We start from the raw sequence: 25,135 nt of genomic DNA, 5'->3' as shown, positions 1-25,135 counted from the left end.
TGTCCGGCCCGGATCGAGGCTACCTTACGACAGGTTTGGCATCTGTCATGCTAGACCAAGTCCAATGAAAAACGACGAGGAACGCTCAGGCAACAATCACGCGGCCGCTCGACGCCTGAGCAACACCGCGGACCTTATTCGCCGAACCGAAAAAGGGGTCCGTCATGTCCGAATTGTTAGCCGTCGCCCTCGTTTGCTCCAGCATGATCGCGGTGCAGGATTGCTCCCGCACCACCGCCCTCGACGTCATCGTGTCTCCCGCGCACACGCCGATGGAATGCATGATCCATGGCCAGACCATGGCTGCTTCCACTTGGAGCGATGATGGTGAGAAGCGCTACGTGAGGGTGACCTGCGAGCGCCGCCATGCCGATCTTCGCGGCCTGCGCCGGGCGGGCTACGCCGCAGCTATAGTCCTCGTGCCGCGTCACGCGATCTGAGCGATCCCGCATCGGGGAACGCGACGGACGATCAGGGCCCGCAGGCCTCGTGACTCTCCGAGGAAGGTTTCGCCGACGTGGCCGCCGCGCTTCTGCGATACAAACCTGTTGAGCGCCTCACGCCTCGATCCGGAGCCTCTCGCCCCGTTCGAGGCGGCCCCCATGGAGCACCTCCGCGTAGACCCCGCAATCGGCATGGCCGAGACGCGTGGAGAGCGTCCGGGGGATCGCGAGGTCACGGATGCCGGTCGCCGGATCGACATTCGTCGCCGCACAGCGCTCCGTCCGCTTCGAGATCCGCAGGCGCACGCCTCCCGCCGTGGCGAGAATGCGCCCGACGAGGTCGAGTTCGGCGAAGGGGGGAAGGCCGGTGAGGTGAAGGTTCGCGCGGAAGCGCAACGGATCGACGGGCGCGCCCACCATGTCCTGCGTCGCCGCGACGCTGGCGAGGTTGAGGAGCGAGACGAAGCCGCGTGCTGAATCGGTGAAGCGGAAGCCGTCCGGTGCGGCGAGCAGCCTCGGCGGCCCGCGCAGGGAGTCCGCAAATTCGGCACGGAAGAACGCTTCCACCGCCTCGCGCCCCTCCGGCGTCGAGAGGTCGGCCTCGACCACGAGGCCGTCCCCCTGGCGGATCGTCAGCACCGACGTTTCGTCGTCGTAGCGCGTAATGAGGCGGGCCAGGGCCTCGTTGCGCATCAGCATCAGGAACTTGATCTTGGGCTGATGCTTCGGCGCGGCCGGATCGAAGCCGGACGGCCCGTTCTCGATGGCGAACAGCCGGTCGCCCGGAAAATAGCGTCCCGCTTCCAGCGTCACTTGCTCCAACTCCTCGGGCGAGAGCCCCTTCACGGGGTAGCGGTGGAGCGCCTCGAGGCGCAGTTCGGGAAGGCTGGTCGGCGTCGCGGTCATGCCGTCAGCCTCGCCCGAAGCCATACTCGCACGCAAGTCCGTGATCGGGTCTTGTGGTGCTCATTTGCAACACTACATCGTGAGCAATCGGCGGCCCTCGCGGCGCCGAGGCTTCCCGGACCATCCGGTCGGGAAGCGACGTCTCGACGGGGCCGCGCCGCTTGGCGGGCGGTGGATCGTCGGCACGGGGGAGAGGACAGACATGAATTTCGAGATCTATACCGAACGCGCCCGCGGCTTCGTCCAGGCCGCGCAATCCCTGGCCCTTCGCGAAGGCCATCCGCAATTGCAGCCCGGCCACTTGCTCAAGGTGCTCCTGGACGATCCAGAGGGGCTCTGCGCCGGTCTGATCGACCGCGCCGGCGGGCAGTCCCGCGTGGCCCTCGCCCAGGTCGAGCAATGGCTGGCCAAGCAGCCCAAGGTCTCCGGCAACTCGGCGCAGCCCCAGGCGACGCGCGAACTCGTGCGCCTGTTTGACACCGCCGAGAAGGCCGCCCAGAAGGCGGGCGATTCCTACGTCACCGTGGAGCGCCTGCTGCTCGCCCTCGCCGTGGAGAAGGACACCGAGTCCGGCCGTGCCCTCGCCGCCGCCGGCGTCACCGCCGCGTCGCTGAACGCCGCCATCAACGCGCTCCGCAAGGGCCGTACGGCCGACAACGCCACGGCCGAGAACGCCTACGACGCCCTGAAGAAATACGCCCGCGACCTCACCGAGGCCGCCCGGGAGGGCAAGCTCGACCCGGTGATCGGCCGTGACGAGGAGATCCGCCGCACCATCCAGGTCCTGTCCCGGCGCACCAAGAACAACCCGGTGCTGATCGGCGAACCCGGCGTCGGCAAGACCGCCATCGTCGAGGGGCTGGCCTTGCGCATCGTCGATGGCGACGTGCCGGAGAGCCTGAAGGACAAGAGTCTGCTGGCCCTCGACATGGGCGCGCTGATCGCCGGCGCGAAGTATCGCGGCGAGTTCGAGGAGCGGCTGAAGGGCGTGCTGTCGGAAGTCACTTCGGCCGCCGGCGGCATCATCCTGTTCATCGACGAGATGCACACGCTCGTAGGGGCCGGCAAGGCGGACGGGGCGATGGACGCTTCCAACCTGCTCAAGCCCGCTCTGGCGCGCGGCGAGCTGCATTGCGTCGGCGCGACCACCCTCGACGAATACCGCAAGCACGTGGAGAAGGACGCGGCCCTCGCCCGCCGCTTCCAGCCCGTCTTCGTGTCCGAGCCCACCGTCGAGGACACGGTCTCGATCCTGCGCGGCATCAAGGAGAAGTACGAGCAGCACCACGGCGTCCGTATTCAGGACGCCGCCCTCGTGGCGGCCGCGACCCTGTCGAACCGCTACATCACCGACCGCTTCCTGCCGGACAAGGCCATCGACCTGATGGACGAGGCCGGCTCGCGCCTGCGCATGCAGGTCGATTCGAAGCCGGAGGAGCTCGACAACATCGACCGCGAGGTGGTGCGCCTCAAGATCGAGGGCGAGGCCCTGAAGAAGGAGACCGATTCCGCCTCCCGCGACCGTCTGGTGCGGCTGGAGAAGGAACTGGCCGATCTCGAAGAGCAGTCGGCCGCGATCACCTCCCGCTGGAAGGCCGAGAAGGACAAGTTGGGTGCCGCAGCCGAACTCAAGAAGAAGCTCGACGAGGCGCGCAACGAACTCGCCTCGGCCCAGCGCCAGGGCCAGTACCAGCGCGCGGGCGAACTCGCCTACGGGGTGATCCCTGGGTTGGAGCGGGAGCTCGCCGAGAACGAGGCGGCCGCTGAATCCGCCGTCGCCCGCGACGGTATGGTCGAGGAGGCGGTGACGCCGGCCCATATCGCCGGTGTCGTCTCGCGCTGGACCGGCGTGCCCGTGGACAAGATGCTGGAAGGCGAGCGCGAGAAGCTGCTCGCCATGGAAGCGGCGCTCGGGCAGCGTGTCGTCGGCCAGCGCGAAGCCGTGGAAGCCGTGGCCACCGCCGTGCGGCGTGCCCGTGCCGGCCTGCAGGACCCGAACCGGCCGATCGGCTCGTTCATGTTCCTCGGGCCGACGGGCGTCGGCAAGACCGAGCTGACCAAGGCGCTCGCCGGGTTCCTGTTCGACGACGACACCGCCCTCGTGCGGATCGACATGTCGGAATACATGGAGAAGCACTCCGTGGCCCGGCTCATCGGCGCGCCTCCGGGCTATGTCGGCTACGAGGAGGGCGGAGCGCTCACGGAAGCCGTGCGGCGCCGGCCCTATCAGGTCGTGCTGTTCGACGAGATCGAGAAGGCGCATCCGGACGTGTTCAACGTCCTGCTGCAGGTTCTCGATGACGGGCGACTCACGGACGGGCAGGGGCGGACGGTGGATTTTCGCAATACGCTCCTGATCATGACCTCGAATCTCGGCTCCGAATATCTGGTGGCGCAGACGGAGGGGCAGGAGACGGACGAGGTCCGCGAGGAGGTGATGGGCGTGGTCCGCCATCATTTCCGGCCGGAATTCCTCAACCGGATCGACGAGATCATCCTGTTCCACCGTCTCCGGCGGTCGGAGATGGGGGCGATCGTCGATATCCAGCTCAAGCGGCTGCAGACCCTCCTCGACGAGCGCAAGATCGCCCTCGACGTGGAGCCCGATGCCCGCGACTGGCTCGCCGACAAGGGCTACGACCCGGCCTACGGGGCGCGTCCGCTCAAGCGTGTGATCCAGAAGGCGGTGCAGGACCGGCTGGCCGAGCAGCTGCTCGCGGGCCGCATCCATGACGGCGAGGCGGTGCCGGTCCGGCTCGGCCCGTCCGGCCTGATGATCGGCGACGATCCCGGCCTGCCGGAGCGGCGCCCGGCGAGCGTCACGCTGAACTGAGGCGCGGCCTGTCTCACGGCCCCGGCGGGATCGTCCCGCCGGGGCCGGTCAGGCGATGGCCGCCATCTCCCGTGTCATCTCACTAAAGGAATGCGCTCATCCCGGGCGGGGAGCAAGGCGTCGATCAGCGACCCGAGCCGCGCAGCGTCATTGTCACCCGCTGTTCGAGCAGGTTCCACCGCGCTGAGAACCCGCTCGCCACGCAGCCCCCATAGGTCTGGCCCACGAAGAAGCCCTGCGCTGCCCGGTTTCGGCAATCGAGCACGGGCGGCAGAGCCAGGACGACGAGGACGGCGCCGGCAATCGCCGCCACGCTGGCCAGGATGCCGAACAGCCACGCCAGTTGCGAGCCGTAGGCCTTCCTCCCACCGTCATCACGGTCGGACCCGGTCCCGTCGGTCAAATCGCGGGACATCGCATTCGCCCGGGGGCGGCGGTCGCGGATGATCTCCACGGGGGATTGGCTCGCCGGCTTCGTCACGCCTCGTGTTCCTCAAGAATTGCCGATGCGATCTAAGCGTGCAGTGTTGAAGGAAGATTGAAGGGGAGGCGTGCCTGTCGCCTTTGCTTGGTGACAAGCCAAAACGCCGGGCTTGAGCCTGCTCCATGTTTGGGCAACATGCACGGCGTCGGCCTGGTGGACCAGGCCGGATCACGGCGGGATTTCAGATGTCGGCACGCAATCCAGAATCCCGCGATCCGGTTCCGTCCAAACCGGGAACCGGCCGCCCCGTTGGCGAAGTCGCCACCGATGGTGCCCTGTCCCGCCTCGGCATCCGCTTCACCGTCTGGGCCGAGCGCTGGTTTCCCGACGCGTTCATCTTCGTAGCCATCGCGGTGGTCATCGTGGCCCTCGGGGCGCTGGCCAATGGCGCTCCCGCGATGACGGTGGCCAAGAGCTTCGGCGACGGATTCTGGAGCCTGATCCCCTTCACCATGCAGATGGCCTTCGTCACCATCGGCGGCTACGTGGTGGCGACGGCGCCGCCGGTTCAGCGGCTGATCGACCGGCTCGCCCTCGTGCCGAAGACCGGCCGGGGTGCGGTCGGCTTCGTGGCGGCGGCGACGATGCTGTCGTCGTTCCTGAGCTGGGGCCTCAGCCTGATCTTCGGCGGCCTTCTCGCCCGCGCGCTCGCCCGCCGTACCGAACTCCGCATGGACTACCGGGCCGCGGGGGCGGCCGCCTATCTCGGCCTCGGCGCCACCTGGGCCATGGGCCTCAGCTCATCGGCCGCGCAGTTGCAGGCCAATCCCAAAAGTCTGCCGCCGAGCCTCCTGCCGATCACCGGCGTGATTCCGTTCAGCGAGACGATCTTCCTCTGGCAGTCGATGCTGATCGCCCTGATCCTCTTCGTGATCTCGATCATCATCGCCTACGTGTCGGCGCCCCAGCCCGCCACCGCCGTGACGGCCGACGACCTCGGCCTCGACGTCTCGCGCGACAAACCGGACGAGTCCCGGCCGCAGCAGCCTTCGGAATGGCTGGAGCATTCGCCGATCCTGACCCTGCTTCTCGTCATCATCGCCGGCGGTTGGCTCTACCAGGAATTCGCGCGCCAATCCTGGATCACCGCGATCTCCAACCTCAACACCTACAATCTGCTCTTCCTCACCCTCGGCCTGCTGCTGCATTGGCGGCCGCGGAACTTCCTCGCCTCCGTCGCCAAAGCGGTGCCGGCCACCGCCGGCGTGCTGATCCAGTTCCCCCTCTACGCGGCGATCAGCGCCATGCTGACCAACGCCAAGAACGCGGGTGGCACCTCGGTCTCGGACGTGATCACCCACGCCTTCGTGGCCCTGAACACCACGGGCAGCTTCCCGATCTCCATGGGTGTCTATTCGGCGGTGCTCGGCTTCTTCGTGCCGTCCGGCGGCGGCAAGTGGCTGCTGGAAGCGCCCTACGTCATGCAGGCGGCCAACGAGCTGCAGGTCCATCTCGGCTGGGCGGTGATGATCTACAACGCCGCCGAGGCGTTGCCGAACCTGATCAACCCGTTCTGGATGCTGCCGCTTCTCGGCATCCTCGGCCTCAAGGCCCGCGACATCGTCGGGTTCAGCTTCCTACAGCTCATCATCCACCTGCCGGTGGTGCTGTTCCTGCTCTGGGCGCTGGCCTTCACGCTGACCTACCACCCGCCGGTCATGCCGTAGGGGGCGGCCTCTTTTTTGGGGGGCTGACCCGACTACGTGACGCGAGCCCGCCGATCGTCCTGATCAGACATTCCGATCCGCCGCATGGGACAAGGTTCGGGCTTTCAGGGGCGCCCCTGCGGCGGACCGCCCATGGCGATCACGCCGGCATCGGCGAGGCCCCGGGCCTCGTCGGCGCCAGAGGCCACGAGCGAGAAGCTGATGGGCCGCAGCGGACCGCTGTCGTGGCCGGTTTCGCCCTCGGACCAGGAACTGACGGATATCGGCGTGAACGCATCCGCCATACCGCTGCTCGTCAGACCCTCGGCGCGGGCGCGCGCATCGACGCGTTGCAGGAAGCCATCGCTCGGTACGCCAAGGCGCACCGGCCGGGTGTCAGGCTCGGCCTGCCAGATCGTACGGATGAGGCAATGCCGGCCGTTCCCGTCCTGGCCCCAGGATGCCACGTAGCGCGGCGACAAAAGCTCCACGGCCTTCTCCCGGTCCGGCGCCCGGCTCGGGATGGTGTCGATCGCCTCCCGCGAGGCGGGCCGCGTCGCGAGCCCCTGGAACGGCATGCGGCCGTGGCGGATGTAGCCGAGGCAATCCTCGAAGATGATCCGCATCACCAGCGGCTCGTTCTCCTCGATCGGCGCGGCGCTGGCAGGCAAGGCCGCGAGGCAGGCGGCGAGCAGAATCCAGGGTTTGCGCAAACGATCCTCCGTTCGGATTGGGCCGGGGGAGCGTACACCATCGTTCCTGCAGGCCGAGAGTCAGCGTTCGGAACGCCGTGTCGGGATCAGTGCGACCAGTGCGGCCAGGAGCCAGCCGGCCATCAGGATGACGCCGCCGGCCGGGGCGGCCATGGGAAAGAGCGGAATGCCGTGCATCGCCCGTAAGGACAGATCGCCGGAGAACAGAGCGAGCCCCATCACCAAGGCGGCGGCGGCGACTCGGGTCGTGAGGCGATGAGTCATCCCGGTTGCGGTCAGGGCCACCAGAGCGATGATGGCGGGCGCGTGGAACAGCAGGAATTGCGCCGCCGTCTTCAGGCTGTCGGTGCCAGGAATATGGGCTGCCGCCGCGCTCGCGGCGACGCCCAGCAGGCCGGCGAGAGCGCCGAGTGCGAGAAGGGCGCGGTCGAAGCCGGTCATGCACCGCGCTCGGACAGGAGACGGGCAACGCTGGCGCGCAGTTCCGGCACGCCACGATCGTCGCGGCTCGATGTGAGCAGGATTTCGGGGTAGGCCGCCGGGCGTTTGGCGATGGCCGAGCGGATGCCGGCGATGCGCGCCTCGATCTCCGCCTTCTTCAGGGCATCGCCCTTGGTCAGGACGATCTGGTAGCTCACGGCGGCCTTGTCGAGCCCATCGAGCACGTCGGTATCGATGCTCTTCAGCCCGTGGCGGGAATCGATCAGCATGAAGACGCGGGCGAGGTTGGCGCGGCCCTTGAGGTAGTCGTGGATCAGGTCGGTCCAGGCCTCGACCTTGGTCTTCTCCACGGCGGCGTAGCCATAGCCCGGCATGTCCACCAGGGTCAGGCGCCCGCCGATATCGAAGAAGTTAAGCTGCTGCGTCCGCCCCGGCGTGTGCGACGTCCGCGCCAGGGTGTTGCGGCCGGTCAGTGCATTGACGAGGCTCGATTTGCCGACGTTCGAGCGGCCGGCGAAGGCGATCTCGACGCCCTTCATCGGCGGCAGGGCGGCGACGGTGGGCGCGGAGGACAGGAAGTCGGCCACGCCCGCGAACAGCAGACGGCCGGATTCGAGGAGGGCCGCGTCGGCTTCGGCTTGGGACATGGATGGGTTCCGGATCGTGGGCGGCGCATCCGCCAGCGTGAGGCGCCGACACGCGGGAAACAGGAAGGTCCTCCCCGTCGCGAAACGGAGAGGACCCGTGATCGAGTCGTCGTTGCGGAGCGGTGTCCAGCCCCGGAGCGGGTCAGCTCTTTGCGACCGCACCCTTGTCGGCGGGCTTCTTCTTGAACATCCCGCCGAGGTTGTCCCACAACTCCACCTTCACGCCGTTGCGGCGCATGATGACGTATTGCTGGATCACCGAAAGGGTGTTGTTCCAGGCCCAGTAGATCACCAGACCGGCCGGGAACGAGCCGAGCATGAAGGTGAACACGATGGGCATGAAGGTGAAGATCTGCGCCTGGACCGGGTCCGGCGGCGCGGGGTTCATCTTCATCTGGATGAACATCGTGATGCCCATCACGATCGGCCAGATGCCGAGATGGATGAAGTCCGGGGCGGCGAAGGGCAGGAGCCCGAACAGGTTCAGGATGTTGGTCGGATCGGGAGCGGCGAGATCCTGGATCCAGCCGAAGAACGGCGCGTGCCGCATCTCGATGGTGATGAACAGGACCTTGTAGAGCGCGAAGAAGACCGGGATCTGGATCAGCACCGGCCAGCAGCCGGCGACCGGGTTGATCTTCTCCTTCTTGTACAGCTCCATCATCGCCTGTTGCTGCTTCATCTTGTCGTCGCCGTAGCGCTCGCGGATCGAGGCCATCTCCGGCTGCACGGCCTTCATCTTGGCCATGGACTGGTACGACTTGTTGGCGATCGGCAGGAACAGAAGCTTGAGGCAGAAGGTCACCACCAGGATCGACACGCCGAAATTGCCGAACAGGTGGAAGAAGAAGTCCAGCGCCCGGAACATCGGCTTGGTGATGAAGTGGAACCAGCCCCAGTCGATCATCAGATCGAACTGCTTGATGCCGAGATCCTTCTGGTAGTTGTTGATCGTGTTGACTTCCTTGGCGCCGGCGAAGAGCTGCTGGGTCGCCGTCACGGTGGTGCCCGGCGCGACGTTGCGGCCGTCGCCGCGCACGCTGGCCTGATAGACCTTGGTGGCGCCGTCGGTGCGCTCGGTGAAGCTGCCGGTATAGGGCGTGGCCTGGTCGGGGATGGTGGCCGCCGCCCAGTACTTGTCGGTGATGCCGACGAAGCCGCCGGTCACGTTCGCCCAGGCCTTGCCCTTGGTGCTGGCATTGCCGAGCACCGGCTCCTTGGCGACGTGATCGTAGGTGTATTCCTGCAGGCCGTCGGCGCCGACCACGCCGATCATGCCCTCGTGCAGCACGTAATAGCCCTGCGTCGTCGGCTTGCCCCAGCGCGAAACCAGCCCGTAGGGATACAAGGTGACGGCGTTCGCGCCCTTGTTCTCGACTTCGTCGCGGATCGTGAACATGAACTTGTCGTCCACCGCGATGACGCGGCGGAACACGAGGCCGGCGCCGTTGTCGTAGGTCAGCGTCAGGGGCTTGGTCGGCGTCAGCACGGTCTCGTCGGCGGTCCACACCGTGTCACCGGTGGGGAGGGGGCCGGTATTCTGCCCGACCCAGCCGAACTCGGCGTAATAGGGATTGGCGCTGCCGGTGGGCGAGAGCAGCACGATGCGCGGGCTCTTGTCGTCCACGGTCTCGTGGTAGCCCTTGAGCGAGACGTCGTCGACGCGGCCGCCCTTGAGGGCGATCGAACCGGCGAGCGCCGGGGTATCGATGGTCACGCGCGGCGAGCGGGCGAGCGCCGCCTCACGGCTTTCCGCCGGCGTCTGCGCATTCGGCAGGGTGCCCGGCACGGGGGCCGAAGGGCCGCCTTCCGCCGGGCTCGCCGACGGCGCGCCGTTGGGATTGGCCGCCTGCTGCGCCGCCTTGCTCTGGAGCGCGGCCTGACGCTGCTCCTCCACGCGCGGGGCGGCGATGAAATAGTTCCAACCGAGCAGCACCGCCAGCGACAAGGCGATCGCGACGATCATGTTCGTCTTGTCATTACCCATCGAGAGATCCGTCGCGTGTGTTCGGAGGAGGGGAGGGAAGGCAAGCGTCGCCCGAGGCAGGAGGCATCGTCCCCGCCTCGTTTCGCGCGGGCGAACGCGCCGACGTCAGGGCGAGTGATGCTGTTTTGGAGGATGCGATTCCATCGGAGCCCGAGCCGGGCTTGCCCGCATCGGGCTTTCCGGACCTGCGCCGGCCCCGCGAGGAGGGCGCCGATTCGCGACCCTTGGTCCCGCCGGGCTTGATCACCGCACCGACGGAGCGGCGCAGGTCGGCGATCAGCGTCTCGAACGGGGCGTGGAGCGCCGGACGTCTCGCGATGAGAACGATGTCCGCAGAGGTATCGGGAAGATCCGCCGAGGCACGGGCCACGGCATCGCGCAACCGGCGGCGAATCCGGTTGCGCTCGGTGGCATGACCGACGCGCTTCGTGATCGTGAAGCCGATTCGCAGCCCCCCGATCGGCGGAGCATCGGCAAGTGGCGTCCCTGACGCTGCCTCATGCAGCCGCCCCTGGGCGCTCATGAGCTCAGTATGGAACCGTCGCCCCCCCGCGGCAGCGAGGAAGTCCGGTCGCCGCTTGAGCCGTCCGATCGTCGACACTGCCGGTTCGATCCTGCGGCCTAGGGGCGAGGTCATGGTCTGAGCGGGGCTGGCCTCGGCGTTCCGTGCCGCCGAAGGCACGGATGCCTTAGGCCGAGAGCTTCTTGCGGCCGTGCGAACGACGGGCTGCGATGACCTTGCGGCCGCCGGCCGTGGCCATACGGGCGCGGAAACCGTGGCGGCGCTTACGCACGAGCTTGCTGGGCTGATAAGTTCTCTTCATGGCGCGATCTCCGATGGCCGAGGATCGATCCGGCTGGCTGCAGGAGCCCCACCGACATCTTCACTCGCCCTGAAATGTGTCTGCAAGCGCGAAGAGCGCCCACGTGGGGCGCGGCGACGCGATGGCGCGGCTTATGACGGAGAGGGGGGGCGAAGTCAATTCTGGCGCGGGCATTTCCCATCGCGCCCGCCGCCGTCCGAGCGGGGTCGGCGTTAGCCGTGCATTAACCTTTTCAGCTTATGAAGGAATCATGTCCGGCTTTCCGGATGTTGGGCAGGTTTCGATCTGCCGTTGTTTTGATGCCTCTGTCGACTTCACCAAAGCCGCCCCTCCCGGGCGGCTTTTTTTTTCGTCCTCGCTCATGCGCATGGCCGGCGCCGTGCGACTTTGCTCGTTTGGCACGATGTCCGCTTGTTAACGTTAACCCCCGGTCAACGGCGCGGGGCGGCGCGTTCGGCGCTAGTGTTGCGCCTCTGGTCGCGAACGCACTGATCGTGTCCCAGGTCGGGACACAACGGTCCGAGAGCGGCACAGGAGGCAGGATGAACGAGTTCAACGTCACCTTTCGCGACGAGCGCGACTGGGTCAGCTTCGGTGACACCTACGTGAACTCGGAGGCCTTCCGGGTTCTGTTCCGCGAGGGCATGACCATGGTCGAGGAGGCGGCGGCCTATCTCGATGGAGATGGGCGCGAGGAATCCCGCCTCCTGTCGCGCGACAGTACCCTGTCCTATGCCAGCGAGAGCATGCGTCTGACCACGCGGCTGATGCAGATCGCCTCCTGGCTGCTGGTGCAGCGCGCCGTGTCGGAGGGTGAGATCACCCCCGCCCAAGCGCTTCAGGAGAAGACCCGCGTCCGCCTCGCGACGCCGGAGGCCTTCCGCGCCGAGACGTTCGGCGCGCTCCCGGCCCGTCTTCAGGACCTCACCATCCGCTCGCGCCGGCTCCATGCCCGCATCCTGCATCTCGACGGGCTCATCTCCGACGACCACCCGACCCCGATCGTCCGCGAGAGCCCCGTCGCCGCCCAGCAGGGCCTGCTGCGCAGCGCCTTCGGCGTGGCGCATTGAGACCTGCGCTTTAAGATGTGGCGCGTCGAGGCCCGGCGTGGCCTCGATGCCTGGAAACGCGAAAGGGCGGCGCCTCGTAAGCGCCGCCCTTTCGCGTTTCGAAAACCCTCCGACGCCACCAGCCGGTCGCGTCGGTCAGTCCGCAGAGATCACTTCTTGCCGAAGGAGAGGGCGCCGAAACGCGAATTGAAACGCGAGACGCGACCGCCGCGGTCGAGCATCTTCTGCTCACCACCGGTCCAGGCCGGGTGCGTGTTCGGATCGATGTCGAGGTTGAGGGTGTCGCCCTCCTTGCCGTAGGTCGACCGGGTCATGTAGTCGGACCCATCGGTCATCACGACCTTGATGAAATGGTAGTCGGGATGCTCGGTACCCTTGGCCTTGTCGGCCGCACTCTTTGCCATGACGAAATCCTTGAATAGCCACGCCGACCGGCCCGCCTGGCGGCCCGCGGCCTTAGATCACGCGCAATCGGATGAAGGCGGGCCTATACCCCACGTGCTTCCTCCGAACAAGCGTCCGGGCGCGGGAGATCGCCCGGGCGCGTATTTTCTTGAGACGATGACGAGGCAAGATGGCTCGCGGGCGTAACAAAATTTCCGGCGGCGATGGCCGCGGCAAGGCACCCCTCGGGTCGCTGAAGCCGCTGATTCCGTTCGCACTGGTCTATCGCGGCCGCATCCTGGCGGCGTTCCTGTCGCTGCTGGCGGCTTCCGGGGCGACTCTGGTCGTGCCCATCGCGCTCCGGCGTGTGATCGATCACGGCTTCTCGCCGGAGGGCCACAGCGTCATCGACGCCTATTTCATGGCGCTGATCGGCGTGGTGTCGGTCCTCGCCCTCTCGAGCGCGGCGCGGTACTACACCGTGGTGACCCTGGGCGAGCGCGTGGTCGCGGACCTGCGCAGCGCGGTCTTCGCCCGCCTCACCATCCTCGATCCGGCCTTCTTCGACCGCTCTCAATCGGGCGAGATCGTCTCGCGGCTCACCGCCGATGCGACGCAGGTGAAGGCGGTTTTCGGCGTCTCGATCTCCATTCTCCTGCGCAACGCCTTCCTGTTCGTCGGCGCGGTGGCGATGATGGTCATCACCAGCCCGAAGCTGTCGATCCTGGTGCTGGTAGCGATTCCCCTCATCGTGTTCCCGCTCATCCTGTCCGGTCGCGGCGTGCGGCGGCGTTCCCGCGCGGCGCAGGACCGGCTGGCCGATGCCTCGGCCTATGCGGCCGAAGCCATCGGGGCGATTCGCACCATGCAGGCCTTCGGCATGGGACGCGCCACGGCGGAGCATTTCGGGCAGGCCTCCGAGAATGCGTATTCCGCCGCGCGCAATTCGGTGCAGGCCCGCGCCCTCCTCACCGGGGTGGCGATCTTCCTGATCTCGGCCAGCGTCGTCGGGGTGATGTGGTACGGCGCGCAAGGGGTGCTGGCCGGCACGATGACGGCGGGCCAGCTCTCGCAATTCGTGCTCTACGCGGTGTTCGGCGCCAGCGCGCTGGGCCAGCTCTCCGAGGTCTACGGCGAGCTCGCCCAGGCGGCCGGCGCCGCCGAGCGCCTCGGCGAGATCCTGGCCGCCGAGCCGGCGATCCAGGCGCCTGCCGATCCGGTGCCGCTGCCGGTGCCGCCGCGCGGCGAGGTGGCGTTCGAGCAGGTGCGCCTGACCTATCCGACCCGGCCCGAGCACCCTTCGCTGGACGGGATCAGCTTCCAGGTGGCCCATGGCGAGCGCGTCGCTCTCGTCGGCCCCTCGGGCGCCGGCAAGACCACGGTGCTGCAGGCGCTGCTGCGCTTCTACGATCCGCAATCGGGGGTGGTCCGCGTCGACGGGGTCGACATCACCGCCGTCGATCCGGATTCGCTGCGCGAGCGCATGTCCCTGGTCCCGCAGGACCCCACCGTGTTCTCCGGCTCGGTGATGGACAACATCCGCTACGGCCGGTCCCTCGCCAGCGAGGCCGAGATCCATCGCGCCGCCGAACTCGCCCATGCGGACGGGTTCATCCGCGCCCTGCCGCAGGGCTACCACACCCAGGTCGGCGAGCGCGGCGTCACCTTGTCCGGCGGTCAGCGCCAGCGCGTCGCCATCGCCCGCGCCATCCTCAAGGACGCGCCGATCCTGCTCCTCGACGAGGCGACCTCGGCGCTGGACGCCGAGAGCGAGCGCGCGGTGCAGACCGCGTTGGATACCCTCATGCGCGGGCGCACCACCCTGGTCATCGCCCATCGGCTGGCCACCATTCGGGCCGCCGACCGCATCCTCGTCCTCGATGGCGGCAGGATTGTCGAGACCGGAACGCATGAGAGCCTGCTTGCGCAGGGAGCGCTCTACGCTCAGCTCGCCGCGCTCCAGTTCACCGACGCGCTGGACGAAACCGCCCGCGGCAAGGAGCCGAGGCCGAAGCGCCTGGCGCTCCCGGCCGAATAGGCAAAGGCGGGGGAGGGGGCCTGTGACCCGAAAGGCCCTCTTCCACAGGCAATTGCGCCGGACGTGGTAATGGTAATGGACCGTGAACCGCGACTCGGGATGGGTTGAGTCATGGCGCGCATCCTCAAAGATCCCGGTTTCGTCCACCTCCACGTCCACTCGTCCTTCTCGCTCCTCGAAGGGGCACTGAAGGTCGCCGACATCGTCAAGGCGGCCGCCGCCGACCGGCAACCGGCCCTGGCGCTCACCGACACCAACAACCTGTTCGGGGCGCTGGAATTCTCCGAGAAGGCCGCCGGAACGGGCATCCAGCCCATCGCCGGCATGCAGCTCTCCGTGGCCTTCGAGGCGCCGGACCCGATGGCGCGGCTGTCGCAGATCGTCACCTCCAACGTCGTGGTGCTGGCCCAGAGCGAGGCCGGCTACGGCAACCTCCTGCGTCTCGCGAGCCGCGCCTATTTCGACGGCCCCCTGGGGGATGCGCCCCGGCTCACCGTGGAAGCCCTGGCGGAGAATGCGGGCGGCCTCATCGCGCTCACCGGCGGCACCACCGGCCCCCTCGACACAGCCCTGCGCGGCGGACGCGTCGAACTCGCCGCCGCCCGCCTCGAGCAGCTGAAGGGAGCGTTCGGCGAGGACCGGCTCTACGTGGAGATCCTGCGCCACGGACTCGACGACGAGCGCATGGTCGAGCGCGAATTGCTGAGGCTCGCCGATTCCAGCGGCCTCTCGATCGTGGCCACCAACGAGCCGTTCTTCGCCAAGCCCGACGATTACGACGCCCACGACGCGCTGCTCGCCATCGCCGAGGGACGCCTCGTCTCGGACGAACGCCGCCGCAAGCTCACCCCGCGCCACGGCTTCAAGACCCGGGCCGAGATGGCCAAGCTGTTCCACGACCTGCCGGATGCCCTGTCCGCCACCGTGGAGATCGCCATGCGCTGCGCCTATCGCGTGCGCACTCGCAAGCCGATCCTGCCCAATTTCGGCGTCGTCGCCGCCCTCGATGCGCTCCCGGTGAAGACGGTCTCGCCGGATGTCGCGGCGGAGATCGCCCTCGACGAGTCGTCCGAGCTCCGCCGTCAGGCCGAGGCCGGCCTCGAACTGCGTCTGGCCCAGCACGGCCCCTGCGAGGGCATGACCGAACAGGTCTATCGCGATCGTCTCGCCTTCGAGCTCGACGTCATCGTGAAGATGAAGTTCCCCGGCTACTTCCTCATCGTGTCGGACTTCATCAAATGGGCCAAGGACCACGACATCCCGGTGGGGCCGGGCCGTGGTTCGGGTGCCGGCTCGCTGGTGGCCTATGCGCTCCTCATCACCGATCTCGATCCGCTGCGGTTCGGCCTGCTGTTCGAGCGCTTCCTCAACCCCGAACGCGTCTCGATGCCGGATTTCGACATCGACTTCTGCGTCGACGGCCGTGAGCGCGTGATCCAGTACGTGCAGGAACGCTACGGCCACGAGCAGGTCGCGCAGATCATCACCTTCGGTACGCTGCAGGCGCGCGGTGTGCTGCGCGACGTCGGCCGCGTGCTGGAGATGCCCTACGGGCAGGTCGACAAGCTGACGAAGCTGGTGCCGCAGAACCCGGCCAACCCCGTCACCCTGGTCCAGGCCATCGAGGGCGAGCCAAAGCTCCAGGCGGCGATGGAGGAGGAGCCCGTCGTCGCGCGCCTCATGCAGATCGCCAAGAAGCTCGAGGGTCTGCACCGCCACGCCTCGACCCACGCGGCGGGCGTGGTCATCGGCGACCGGCCGTTGGAACAGCTCGTACCGCTCTACCGCGACCCGAAGACCGGGATGCGGGTGACCCAGTTCAACATGAAATGGGTCGAGGCGGCGGGCCTCGTGAAGTTCGACTTCCTCGGCCTCAAGACCCTGACCATGCTGCGCTGCTGCACCGACCTCCTGGCGCAGCGCGGCATCATCGTCGATCTCGCCTCGCTGCCGCTGGACGATCCCAAGACCTACGCGCCGATGAAGCGCGGCGAGACGGTGGGCGTGTTCCAGGTGGAATCCGCCGGCATGCGCAAGGCGCTGGTCGAGATGCAGGCCGACCGGTTCGAGGACATCATCGCCCTCGTGGCGCTCTACCGGCCCGGCCCCATGGCCAACATCCCGGTCTATTGCGAGCGCAAGCTCGGCCGCGATGCCGGCAACGAGGCGAGCTGGTACCCGCACGAGAAGCTGGAGCCGATCCTCAAGGAGACCTTCGGCATCATCGTCTACCAGGAGCAGGTGATGGAGGTGGCCAAGCTTCTGGCCGGCTACTCGCTCGGCGACGCCGACATGCTCCGCCGCGCCATGGGCAAGAAGATCAAGGCCGAGATGGACGCTCAGCGCGACCGTTTCGTGAAGGGTTCCGTCGCGGGCGGCCTCACCGAGGCGAAGGCCAACGAGATCTTCGACTTGCTCGCCAAGTTCGCCGATTACGGCTTCAACAAGTCGCACGCCGCCGCCTACGCCCTGCTGACCTACCAGACCGCTTATCTCAAGGCGAACTACCCGGTGGAGTTCCTGGCCGCCGCGATGCAGCTCGACATCGACGTCACCGACAAGCTCGCCGAGTTCCGCCAGGACGCCCAGCGCCTCGGCATCCCGGTGGACCCGCCCTCGATCAACACATCGGGCGTCAATTTCGAGGTCCATGACGGGCGGATCGGCTATGCGCTCGCCGCGATCAAGGGCGTGGGCCGGGCCGCCGTCGAGGCCGTGGTGGAGGCGCGCGGCGACACGCCGTTCAAGGATCTCGCCTGCCTCGCACGCCGGCTCAACCCGCGCCTCATCAACAAGCGGACCCTTGAGAACCTCGTCGCGGCCGGCGCCATGGATTGCATCGAGATCGACCGGGCGCGGGCCTGCGCCGCCGTCGAGCCGATGATGAAGCTGGCCCAAGGGGCGGCGGAGGCGGCCAGTACCGGCATCGTCGACATGTTCGGCGGCATCGCCTCGGCCGACGTGACCCTGCGCGTCCCCGCCTACGAGCCCTGGCCCATGGCCGAGAAGCTGAAGAAGGAATACGAGGCCATCGGCTTCTTCCTCTCCGGCCATCCCCTCGACGAATATGCCGGCCTGCTGGAGAAACTCCGCGTCCAGAGCTGGGCCGAGTTCTGCCGCTCGGTGCGCGCCGGCACGTCAAGCGTCGGCAAGGTCGCCGCCTCCGTCCTCGACCGCTCGGAGCGCCGCACCAAGTCCGGTAACAAGCTCGGCATCGTCACCCTCTCGGACCAGACCGGGCATTTCGAGGCGATCATCTTCCAGGAGGGCCTCGGCCAGTACCGCGAGATCCTGGAACCCGGCCGTCCCCTCGTGCTCCAGATCCAGGCCAATCTCGAAGGCGAGGACGTGCGCGCGCGCATCGTCACCGCCGAGCCCCTCGACGAGGCGGTGGCCCGGTACCAGAAGGGCATGCGCGTCTATCTCCGCGACGAGCGCCCCATCGTCAGCGTCCAGCAGCGCCTGCAGGTGCGCGGCGAGGGCGAGGTCTCGCTGATCCTCCTCCTCGACGGCGGCGACCGGGAGGTCGAGGTCAAGCTCCCCGGCCGCTATCAGGCGACGCCGCAGATCGCGGGTGCCCTCCGCGCTGTGCCCGGTGTGGTGCAGGTCGAAGTGAACTGACGGGTTCAGCCTCCCGAGGGGAGGGGCCCGTCGAACGTCTCGCGCGCCGTCTCCACCGCCGCGAGGTTCTGCTCGGCCCAGATCCACACGCCGCAGAAGGCGGCGCCGAGGCTCTGGCCGAGTTCCGTCAGCCGGTACTCGACCTTGGGCGGCACCACCGGATGCACGGTGCGGATCACCAACCCGTCCCGCTCCATGTGGCGGAGCGTCTGGGTCAGCATCTTCTGGCTGATCGTGCCGATGGACCGGCTGAGTTCGGTGAAACGAAGCTCGCCCTTTTCCTCCAGGATTTCGAGGATCAGCATCGTCCATTTGTCGGCGACGCGGCCGATGAGGTCGTGGACCAGAGCCTCGACGCGCGGATCCGCGTCGGCGGGCGGGTGCGGAGCCGGCATCTCACGCTCTCCTTTTGGTAAGTACAAATCTTTTTGGTGCCTTCTACCCATCGGAGAGTAGGCGCGGCATCTGTTTGGGACAATCAGGAGGGAAGTCCCATGAAGACGAGCGGCAACACCATTCTCATCACCGGCGGCGCCTCGGGGATCGGCCGAGAACTGGCGGAGCGGTTCCAGGCCCGGGGCAACACGGTGATCATCGCCGGCCGCCGCCGCGATCGGCTCGATGCGGTCACGGAGGCCAATCCCGGCATGGTCGGCTATGTGCTCGACGTGGAGGACAAGGCGGCAATCGACGCCTTCGCCGCGACGGTGATCGCCGCCCATCCCGACCTGAACGTCCTGATCAACAATGCCGGGATCATGCAGTTTGAGGATCTCACCAGCTCCCGTGATCTCGCGGATGCCGAGGCGATGGTGACCACCAACCTGCTGGGGCCGATCCGCCTCACCAACGCGCTGATCGACCATCTCTCGGCTCAGCCGGACGCGGCGGTCGTCAACGTCTCGTCGGGCCTCGCCTTCGTGCCGCTGGTCTCGACACCGACCTATTCTGCGACGAAGGCGGCGATCCATTCCTACACGGTCAGCCTGCGGGACGCCCTGAAAGGCAAGGTCGAAATCATCGAACTCGTGCCGCCCGCCGTGCAGACGGAGCTCACACCCGGCCAGTCGACGCGGGAGGGGTACCTGCCCCTCTGTGCATTCATGGACGAGGTGATGACGCTGTTGGCGACGCAGCCGACCCCGCCGGAAATCCTGGTGGAACGCGTGGGATTCCTGCGCTTCGCGGACAGCGAGAAGCGGTTCGACCAAGCCTTGGCTGCCGTGAACGACTTCGCCGACAAGGCGCGCGCGGAGCAGCACTGACGCTCCGTAGCGGCCATGCGCGCCGGCGTGCCGGTCGGACAGACGCGGCGGGAAACATCTGTCGCGTAACCGCGTCTTAATTAGACCTTCAGCATGGTCGAGATCAGGCTGGACCCGGTGCTTGCCCGACAAGTCCCGGCATGACGCGAACTGGCGTCGCGGTTCGGTGGCACGCTTCGATGACGAGAACTCTCTTGCGCCTGTCGGTCTTCGTCATCCTCGCGATCCTGGTCTTCGTGACGCTGTCGCCGATCGGGCTCCGGCCGGTCGTCGCCTCGGCGAATGTCGAGCGGATGAGCGCCTACGCCCTGTTCGGCTTCCTGTTGATCCTGGCCTATCCCAAGCGCTGGTATCTCGGGCTCGTGACCGGAATGGCGGTGGCCGGCATCCTCGAATTCGGCCAGGAATTGTCGCCGACCCGCCATGCCCGGATGTCCGATTTCCTGGTCAAGGCGGTCGCCGCGGCGTTCGGCAGCCTCGTCGCTTACCTCGCCCTGGCCGCCTATGCCCGGTTCGAGCGGCCTTCGGCCTCGCGCTGACACAGGTGCCTGACGTGGATATCTCCGACGATCCCGGTTTTTACGCGCTCCTGACCGGGAGTTTCCACCGTGCCGTCGGCCGGCCGCTGGTGCCGGAGCCGGGGCGCGATGCGGCCTGGCTCGATGCCGACGCCCCCTTCGCGGTCCTCGCCCATGACGGAGGGGACGACCCGCGTTTCATCTATGCGAACCTGACCGCCCTGCGCGTCTTCGGCTACGAGAAGACCGAACTCATCGGCCTGCCCTCCCGCTTCTCGGCCGAGGCCCCGGAGCGGGCCGAGCGGCAGCGCCTCCTCGACGCGGTCACCCGCCACGGGTTCGTCGACAACTATGCCGGCATCCGCATCCGCAAGGACGGAACCCGCTTCCCGATCCGAGACGCCATCGTCTGGCAGCTCGTGGACGAGGCCGGCCTGTTCCACGGTCAGGCCGCGACCTTTTCCGTCTGAGCGGGGTCGCCGCTGTCGACGCGGGAAGGCATGACGATTTTCCTCCTCCACCCGACGACCTCATCCTGAGGCGCCGCGTAGCGGCCTCGAAGGAGGGATCCAGAACCCGCTGTGCGAACTGGACGTCTCCTTGGAGGACTTCGCTGTGCGTCGGCACTTCAGGATGAGGCGGCGGGTGGGATCGCGATGGCATTGCTATCCTCGCCGAGTGTCATCAGGGCGGCATTGCCGCCTGCCGCTGCGGTGTTGGTGCTGACGCTGCGCTCCCGGAGCAGCCATTCGAGGGAGTAATCCTCGACTCCCTTCTCCAATCCGTCCGGCGACACGGCGAGGACCGGGATGATGGCGCCGGGCAGCGCGGCGGCTCTCCGCGCCGCCGTGAGGGTCGCCTCCGCTCCGCCCTCCACCAGGATCGCCGCGCAGCCCATGGCGTCCGGCCCATCGGCGATGTCGATCGTACCCCGGACCGCACGGGGCAGGAGGTCGAGCATGGGTCGCAGGCCGGCGGGCGGGACGAGGCGGATCGTGTTGCCGGTGACGAGGCATGCCGCGATCTGTGCGAACAGCCCGGTCTCGCTGGCCGGCAGGCACAGGACCGTGCCGCGCGGATGCAGGCTGTAGCGGTTGCTCTCGCCCACCGGGCCGGGCAGGGCGATGTCGAGCCCGAGGAGGCTCCGTTCGGCATAGGCGTCGCAGCGCGCCGCCTCCCTCTCCCTGCCCGCCGTTGACAGGGCGTCGCGCAGGGACGCCAGCGCCTCGGGCATCGCGGCGGGGCGCCGGACGAGGCCGGTCTCCACGGGCGCCGAGGCCAGGAGGCGGCGGAGGTAGAGCGGGCCGCCGGCCTTCGGCCCGGTCCCCGACAGGCCCTCGCCGCCGAAGGGCTGCATGCCGACCACGGCCCCGATGAGGTTGCGGTTGACGTAGAGGTTGCCGGCGCGGACCCGGTCCAGGAGGCGCGCGACGGTGGCGTCGATCCGGCTGTGCACGCCGAAGGTCAGGCCGTAGCCGGTCTCGTCGATGGCGGCGGCGAGCCCGTCGAGACCGTCGCGCCCGTAGCGCAGGATGTGGAGGATCGGCCCGAAGACCTCGCCGGTGAGGTCGTCCAGCCTGTCGATGGCGATCAGGCTCGGCGGGACGAAATGGCCCGCCGCGCAGGAGGCGGGCAGCGGGAGCCGGTCTACGGCATGGCCGCGCTCCCGCATCCGCGCCACATGCGCCTCGATCCTTTGTTGCGCTGCCTCGCTGATGACCGGCCCGATATCGGTGGCGAGCTGGTCGGGATTGCCGATGGTGAGCTCGGCCATCGCCCCCTTCAGCATCGAGAGGATGCGCTCGGCGATCTCGTCCTGCAGGCAGAGCACGCGGAGCGCCGAGCAGCGCTGGCCGGCCGAATCGAAGGCCGACACCAGCACATCGGCTACCACCTGCTCCGGCAGGGCGGAGGAATCCACCACGAGGGCGTTCTGGCCGCCGGTTTCCGCGACGAACGGGATCGGTCGCCCCAGAGGGCCGAGGCGTCCGGCCAGTTCGGTCTGTATCCCTTTGGCGACGTCGGTCGATCCGGTGAACAGGACGCCGTCGATGCGCGGATCGGCCACGATGCGGGCGCCGACCCGCCCCTCTCCCGGCAGCAGGCCGAGCACGCCCTCCGGAATTCCGGCCTCGATCAGGATCTCCACCGCGAGCCCCGCCACCAGGGGCGTTTCGCCGGCGGGCTTGGCGAGGACCGCGTTGCCCGCCGCGAGGGCCGCCGCGACCTGCCCGATGAAGATGGCGAGGGGGAAGTTCCACGGGCTGATACAGGCGACCACGCCGAGGGGGATATGGGTCGCGGCTTTGAAGCCCGCCGTCTGCGCCCCGTAATAGCGCAGGAAATCCACCGCCTCGCGGATCTCGGCTGCGGCGTTGGCGAGGGACTTGCCCGCCTCCCGCACCAGCAGCCCGAGGAACGCGTCGCGCCGCGCCTCGATCAGGCCGGCCGCATCGGCCAGGATCTCGGCCCGCCGCGACGGCGCCGTCGCGGCCCAGCCAAGAGCCGCCGAGGCGGCCCGCGCGATGGCGGCATCGACGCATCCGTCATCCGCCTCCACCACGTATCCGACGACATCGTCTCGGTCCGCCGGGTTGAGCACGGCCCGCCTCGCGCCTTCTGTCCCCTCCGACGGAACGGGTCGGCAGAGGAAGGGCGTCGCCGCGCCGCGTGGCAGGGCCTCGCCGAGGGACGCGAGCACGTCCTCGTCGGCGAGATCGAGGCCGCGCGAATTGGGCCGGCTTCCGGCGAACAGGTGACGCGGCAGGGGGATCCCCGGATGCCCCGAGCCGGGTGGCGAGACCCGGCGCGCCCGCTCCACCGGGTCGGCGACGAGGTCGTCCACCGCGACGGCGGGGTCGGCGATGCGGTTGACGAAGGAGGAATTCGCGCCGTTCTCGAGCAAGCGCCGGACGAGATAGGCGAGCAGGGTCTCGTGCGTGCCCACCGGGGCGTAGATCCGGCACGGACGGTTCAGGATCGATCCGCCGACCACCTCCTCGTAGAGCGTCTCGCCCATGCCGTGCAGGCACTGGAACTCGTAGTCGCCCGGCCGGAAGTCCGGCCCCGCCATGGCGACGATGTCGGCCAGCGTGCGGGCGTTGTGGGTGGCGAATTGCGGGAACACCGCGTCACCGGCCATCAGCAGCCGGCGCGCGCAGGCGAGATACGATACGTCGGTATGCACCTTCCGGGTGAAGACCGGGAATCCGTCGAGGCCGTCGACCTGGGCGCGCTTGATCTCCGAATCCCAATACGCCCCCTTCACCAGGCGGACCATGAGGCGGTGCCCGCTCCGTCGCGCGAGGTCGACGACCCAATCCACCACCGGGAGCGCACGCTTCTGGTAGGCCTGGACGACGAAGCCGAGCCCGTCCCAGCCGGCCAGACGCTCGTCCATCGCCAGGGCTTCGAGGAGGTCGAGGGAGAGATCGAGACGGTCGGCCTCCTCGGCGTCGATGTTGAAGCCGATGTCGTGACGGCTCGCCGCGAGGGCGAGGCCCGCCAATCGCGGCAGCAACTCGGCCATCACCCGCCCGCGCTGAGCTCGCTCATAGCGTGGATGCAGGGCCGAGAGCTTGACGGATATGCCCGGCCCGGCGAGCGGTCCGCGCCCACCCGATGCCGCGCCGATCGCCGCGATGGCGCCGGCATAATCCTCGGCGTACCGGGCGGCATCCCCGGCATTCATCGCCGCCTCGCCGAGCATGTCGTAGGAGTAGGTAAAGCCCATGGCCTCCCTGCGTCGGCCGTTGCGCAACGCCTCGGCGATGCTGCGGCCGGTGACGAACTGGCCGCCGAGCATGCGCATGGCGAGATCGACGCCTTTTCGGATGGCGGGTTCTCCCGCGCGCCGCACCACGCGCGTCAGTGCCGCCGTCAGGCCGGGCTCGTCCGGCGCGCCCACGACCCGTCCCGTCAGGACCAAGCCCCATGTGGCCGCGCCGGCAAAGAGGGAGGTGGCATGGCCGAGATGCGACCACCAATCGCCATGCCCGATCTTGTCGCGGATCAACGCGTCCCGGCTCGCCGCATCCGGAATGCGCAAAAGCGCTTCGGCGAGACACATCAGGGCGACACCCTCCGCGCTCGACAGGCTGAACTCGCGCATCAGCTGCTCGACGGGGGCGCGCGAGCCCTTGGCGCGAAGGGTGGCGACGAGGTGCCTCGCCAGATGCATCGCGGCCGCGTTTTCGTCCGGGTTCCGGCGCGCGGCGGCCATCAGGGGGGCGAGGCACTCGGATTCGGAAAGACGATGGGCGGCCCGGATGGCGGCCCGGAGCGTGGCACTCGGTGCCGAAGGCCCCGCGAGGTCGGCGAAGGGCGCCCTTGGACCAGGCGGGATCGGCGCTGCGGAGGGGAGGGAGGGACCATTGCTCACGGGTCGAGGCCCTCCCGCCGCTGCGCCGTGCGGCCGCCGGTTCCGGGCGGCGATCTTGCGGGGATGGATGCTTCGGACGTCGCCGCCGCATCGGCCCCGTTGCACCCGGTGGAATCGGGACTATCCCGCGCCTGCAAGCAAAAGCGATGCTCGGCGGGGCGGTTCCGTCAACGCGCCGCGAGGCGGGGTTCCTTCTCCTGCCGGTGGCCAGCTTCCAGGCGCTCGGCGACGAGGCGCTGCAGCCGCCAGAGATGGTCGTCGAGAATGCCGGCCTCGGCGCAGGCCCGCGCCGTGCGAAAGAGGTATTCCGCGCTCGGGCCGAGATGCCCCGCGCCGGTGGCGATCCGGTCGGCGATCTCTTCCTCGGTGAGGCGGCCGGTGTAGCGGTCGCTGGCGCGGTTGACGACGAAGGTCAGGGCGGTGACCGGGCCGGTGCCCGTCTCCACCGTGACCCAGCGTCCCTCATAGCCGCCGCCGCGCATCTCGCGGCGCCACACCGGCATCAGGGTCGCGGCCGGGTCGATGCCCTCCAGTCTGAAAGCGGTTCCCCGGCAGATGCCGCCCCGGTCGAGGGCGAGGACGAGTCCCGGCCGCTCGCGGCTCCCGCGAAAGCGCCGCTGCAACAGGCAGAAGCGCCGGTGATAGCCCCGCACCGTGCCGGTGCGCCGCTCGGCCACGGCGAATTCCGGCTGCCAGATCAGCGAGCCGTAGCCGAACACCCAGAGCCCGTTCCCCTGCCTCGGCCTGCCACGGAGCATCCGGTCGAGGCCGGGCGCGAGATCGCGATCGGTGAGGAGATGCAGGGCGCTCGCATCGTCGGCGACGGGAATCGGATGGGCGCGGGCGATGAGATCGAGGGTGAGCGAGAGCGGACGATGCGGCATGGACCGTATCGGAGCATCACCGGTCGGTCCGGGCAAGCCGTTCGAACGAT

21 protein-coding genes are annotated in these 25,135 nt (G+C 68.3%); 9 read left to right on the top strand and 12 right to left on the bottom strand.

All coding sequences use genetic code 11. The features are described 5' to 3' along the window. Positions 1–164 precede the first annotated feature (164 nt). Positions 165–440, top strand: coding sequence for a hypothetical protein (locus A3OM_RS0118770; protein ID WP_018045321.1), 276 nt, complete (start codon positions 165–167; stop codon positions 438–440). 117 nt (positions 441–557) lie between these two features. On the opposite strand, the gene A3OM_RS0118765 is transcribed toward A3OM_RS0118770, so the two are convergent. Beyond that, positions 558–1,349 (bottom strand): MOSC N-terminal beta barrel domain-containing protein, encoded by a 792-nt coding sequence (locus A3OM_RS0118765; protein ID WP_026176199.1) that lies wholly within the window; start codon positions 1,347–1,349, stop codon positions 558–560. A 202-nt stretch (positions 1,350–1,551) separates the two neighbouring features. Here A3OM_RS0118765 and clpB point away from each other — a divergent pair, with 202 nt between their 5' ends. After that, a complete protein-coding gene (gene clpB / locus A3OM_RS0118760) occupies positions 1,552–4,182 on the top strand; it encodes an ATP-dependent chaperone ClpB (protein ID WP_018045319.1) in 2,631 nt (876 codons plus the stop codon). Positions 4,183–4,306: 124 nt separating this feature from the next. Here the strand turns inward: clpB and A3OM_RS0118755 are convergent, their stop codons facing one another. Next, a complete protein-coding gene (locus A3OM_RS0118755; protein WP_018045318.1) occupies positions 4,307–4,663 on the bottom strand; it encodes a hypothetical protein in 357 nt (118 codons plus the stop codon). Positions 4,664–4,851: 188 nt separating this feature from the next. Here A3OM_RS0118755 and A3OM_RS0118750 point away from each other — a divergent pair, with 188 nt between their 5' ends. Next, positions 4,852–6,333, top strand: coding sequence for a TIGR00366 family protein (locus A3OM_RS0118750; RefSeq protein WP_018045317.1), 1,482 nt, complete (start codon positions 4,852–4,854; stop codon positions 6,331–6,333). Between the two features lie 104 nt (positions 6,334–6,437). On the opposite strand, the gene A3OM_RS0118745 is transcribed toward A3OM_RS0118750, so the two are convergent. The 6 genes from A3OM_RS0118745 to rpmH all read right to left on the bottom strand — a co-directional run bounded on the left by A3OM_RS0118745 (position 6,438) and on the right by rpmH (position 10,924). Continuing rightward, on the bottom strand, positions 6,438–7,025 hold the full coding sequence (locus A3OM_RS0118745) for a hypothetical protein (protein WP_018045316.1): 588 nt from the start codon (positions 7,023–7,025) through the stop codon (positions 6,438–6,440). Positions 7,026–7,085: 60 nt separating this feature from the next. Further along, positions 7,086–7,466 carry a DUF423 domain-containing protein gene (locus A3OM_RS0118740; RefSeq protein ID WP_018045315.1) on the bottom strand — a complete coding sequence of 127 codons (381 nt, stop codon included), beginning with the start codon at positions 7,464–7,466 and terminating at the stop codon, positions 7,086–7,088. Further along, a complete protein-coding gene (gene yihA, locus A3OM_RS0118735) occupies positions 7,463–8,113 on the bottom strand; it encodes a ribosome biogenesis GTP-binding protein YihA/YsxC (RefSeq protein ID WP_018045314.1) in 651 nt (216 codons plus the stop codon). The genes A3OM_RS0118740 and yihA overlap by 4 nt, the downstream gene beginning before the upstream one ends. Positions 8,114–8,255: 142 nt before the next feature. Further along, positions 8,256–10,100, bottom strand: a complete 1,845-nt coding sequence (yidC, locus tag A3OM_RS0118730) for a membrane protein insertase YidC (protein WP_018045313.1) — start codon at positions 10,098–10,100, stop codon at positions 8,256–8,258. Then, positions 10,093–10,737: a ribonuclease P protein component gene (gene rnpA, locus A3OM_RS24825; protein WP_051074341.1), complete on the bottom strand. Its 645-nt coding sequence runs from the start codon at positions 10,735–10,737 to the stop codon at positions 10,093–10,095. Before rnpA ends, yidC begins: the two co-directional genes overlap by 8 nt. A gap of 52 nt (positions 10,738–10,789) precedes the next feature. Further along, positions 10,790–10,924 carry a 50S ribosomal protein L34 gene (gene rpmH, locus A3OM_RS0118720; protein WP_018045311.1) on the bottom strand — a complete coding sequence of 45 codons (135 nt, stop codon included), beginning with the start codon at positions 10,922–10,924 and terminating at the stop codon, positions 10,790–10,792. A gap of 542 nt (positions 10,925–11,466) precedes the next feature. Here rpmH and A3OM_RS0118715 point away from each other — a divergent pair. Continuing rightward, positions 11,467–11,994: a DUF1465 family protein gene (locus tag A3OM_RS0118715; protein WP_018045310.1), complete on the top strand. Its 528-nt coding sequence runs from the start codon at positions 11,467–11,469 to the stop codon at positions 11,992–11,994. Positions 11,995–12,143: 149 nt separating this feature from the next. On the opposite strand, the gene rpmE is transcribed toward A3OM_RS0118715, so the two are convergent. Continuing rightward, positions 12,144–12,398 carry a 50S ribosomal protein L31 gene (gene rpmE, locus A3OM_RS0118710; RefSeq protein ID WP_018045309.1) on the bottom strand — a complete coding sequence of 85 codons (255 nt, stop codon included), beginning with the start codon at positions 12,396–12,398 and terminating at the stop codon, positions 12,144–12,146. Positions 12,399–12,568: 170 nt separating this feature from the next. On the opposite strand from rpmE, the gene A3OM_RS0118705 reads away from it, so the two are divergent. Both A3OM_RS0118705 and dnaE read left to right on the top strand, forming a co-directional pair. Continuing rightward, the gene (locus A3OM_RS0118705) at positions 12,569–14,416 is read left to right on the top strand and encodes an ABC transporter transmembrane domain-containing protein (protein ID WP_018045308.1); all 1,848 of its coding nucleotides are present in this window, start codon (positions 12,569–12,571) and stop codon (positions 14,414–14,416) included. Between the two features lie 111 nt (positions 14,417–14,527). Continuing rightward, positions 14,528–18,037 (top strand): DNA polymerase III subunit alpha, encoded by a 3,510-nt coding sequence (gene dnaE / locus A3OM_RS0118700; RefSeq protein WP_018045307.1) that lies wholly within the window; start codon positions 14,528–14,530, stop codon positions 18,035–18,037. 5 nt (positions 18,038–18,042) lie between these two features. Here dnaE and A3OM_RS0118695 read toward each other — a convergent pair whose 3' ends face one another. After that, a complete protein-coding gene (locus A3OM_RS0118695) occupies positions 18,043–18,432 on the bottom strand; it encodes a helix-turn-helix domain-containing protein (protein WP_018045306.1) in 390 nt (129 codons plus the stop codon). 99 nt (positions 18,433–18,531) lie between these two features. On the opposite strand from A3OM_RS0118695, the gene A3OM_RS0118690 reads away from it, so the two are divergent. From A3OM_RS0118690 to A3OM_RS0118680, 3 genes are all read left to right on the top strand, one after another. After that, positions 18,532–19,302, top strand: coding sequence for an SDR family oxidoreductase (locus A3OM_RS0118690; RefSeq protein WP_018045305.1), 771 nt, complete (start codon positions 18,532–18,534; stop codon positions 19,300–19,302). A gap of 179 nt (positions 19,303–19,481) precedes the next feature. Then, on the top strand, positions 19,482–19,841 hold the full coding sequence (locus tag A3OM_RS0118685) for a hypothetical protein (protein WP_026176196.1): 360 nt from the start codon (positions 19,482–19,484) through the stop codon (positions 19,839–19,841). 14 nt (positions 19,842–19,855) lie between these two features. Then, complete coding sequence (locus tag A3OM_RS0118680; RefSeq protein WP_018045303.1) at positions 19,856–20,290, top strand: MEKHLA domain-containing protein; 435 nt, start codon at positions 19,856–19,858, stop codon at positions 20,288–20,290. Between the two features lie 158 nt (positions 20,291–20,448). Here A3OM_RS0118680 and putA read toward each other — a convergent pair whose 3' ends face one another. Both putA and A3OM_RS24310 read right to left on the bottom strand, forming a co-directional pair. Further along, on the bottom strand, positions 20,449–24,201 hold the full coding sequence (gene putA, locus A3OM_RS24315; RefSeq protein WP_051074340.1) for a bifunctional proline dehydrogenase/L-glutamate gamma-semialdehyde dehydrogenase PutA: 3,753 nt from the start codon (positions 24,199–24,201) through the stop codon (positions 20,449–20,451). 167 nt (positions 24,202–24,368) lie between these two features. After that, positions 24,369–25,085, bottom strand: a complete 717-nt coding sequence (locus A3OM_RS24310) for a gamma-glutamylcyclotransferase (protein WP_018045301.1) — start codon at positions 25,083–25,085, stop codon at positions 24,369–24,371. Between the last annotated feature and the right edge of the window lie 50 nt (positions 25,086–25,135).

Origin of the sequence: Methylobacterium sp. 88A, from assembly GCF_000376345.1 — a bacterium.
Classification (GTDB): Bacteria; Pseudomonadota; Alphaproteobacteria; order Rhizobiales; family Beijerinckiaceae; genus Methylobacterium; species Methylobacterium bullatum.
This window is presented reverse-complemented; position numbering and strand designations above follow the sequence as displayed.

Excerpts from the sequence above, each read along its gene's own strand:
- A3OM_RS0118770 (WP_018045321.1), top strand. The coding sequence starts at position 165 with ATGTCCGAATTGTTAGCCGTCGCCCTCGTTTGCTCCAGCATGATCGCG.
- A3OM_RS0118715 (WP_018045310.1), top strand. The coding sequence starts at position 11,467 with ATGAACGAGTTCAACGTCACCTTTCGCGACGAGCGCGACTGGGTCAGC.
- rnpA (WP_051074341.1), bottom strand. The coding sequence starts at position 10,737 with ATGACCTCGCCCCTAGGCCGCAGGATCGAACCGGCAGTGTCGACGATC.
- A3OM_RS0118750 (WP_018045317.1), top strand. The coding sequence starts at position 4,852 with ATGTCGGCACGCAATCCAGAATCCCGCGATCCGGTTCCGTCCAAACCG.
- yidC (WP_018045313.1), bottom strand. The coding sequence starts at position 10,100 with ATGGGTAATGACAAGACGAACATGATCGTCGCGATCGCCTTGTCGCTG.
- dnaE (WP_018045307.1), top strand. The coding sequence starts at position 14,528 with ATGGCGCGCATCCTCAAAGATCCCGGTTTCGTCCACCTCCACGTCCAC.
- A3OM_RS0118690 (WP_018045305.1), top strand. The coding sequence starts at position 18,532 with ATGAAGACGAGCGGCAACACCATTCTCATCACCGGCGGCGCCTCGGGG.
- clpB (WP_018045319.1), top strand. The coding sequence starts at position 1,552 with ATGAATTTCGAGATCTATACCGAACGCGCCCGCGGCTTCGTCCAGGCC.
- A3OM_RS0118685 (WP_026176196.1), top strand. The coding sequence starts at position 19,482 with ATGACGAGAACTCTCTTGCGCCTGTCGGTCTTCGTCATCCTCGCGATC.
- rpmE (WP_018045309.1), bottom strand. The coding sequence starts at position 12,398 with ATGGCAAAGAGTGCGGCCGACAAGGCCAAGGGTACCGAGCATCCCGAC.
- A3OM_RS0118705 (WP_018045308.1), top strand. The coding sequence starts at position 12,569 with ATGGCTCGCGGGCGTAACAAAATTTCCGGCGGCGATGGCCGCGGCAAG.
- rpmH (WP_018045311.1), bottom strand. The coding sequence starts at position 10,924 with ATGAAGAGAACTTATCAGCCCAGCAAGCTCGTGCGTAAGCGCCGCCAC.
- A3OM_RS0118765 (WP_026176199.1), bottom strand. The coding sequence starts at position 1,349 with ATGACCGCGACGCCGACCAGCCTTCCCGAACTGCGCCTCGAGGCGCTC.
- yihA (WP_018045314.1), bottom strand. The coding sequence starts at position 8,113 with ATGTCCCAAGCCGAAGCCGACGCGGCCCTCCTCGAATCCGGCCGTCTG.
- A3OM_RS24310 (WP_018045301.1), bottom strand. The coding sequence starts at position 25,085 with ATGCCGCATCGTCCGCTCTCGCTCACCCTCGATCTCATCGCCCGCGCC.
- A3OM_RS0118695 (WP_018045306.1), bottom strand. The coding sequence starts at position 18,432 with ATGCCGGCTCCGCACCCGCCCGCCGACGCGGATCCGCGCGTCGAGGCT.
- A3OM_RS0118740 (WP_018045315.1), bottom strand. The coding sequence starts at position 7,466 with ATGACCGGCTTCGACCGCGCCCTTCTCGCACTCGGCGCTCTCGCCGGC.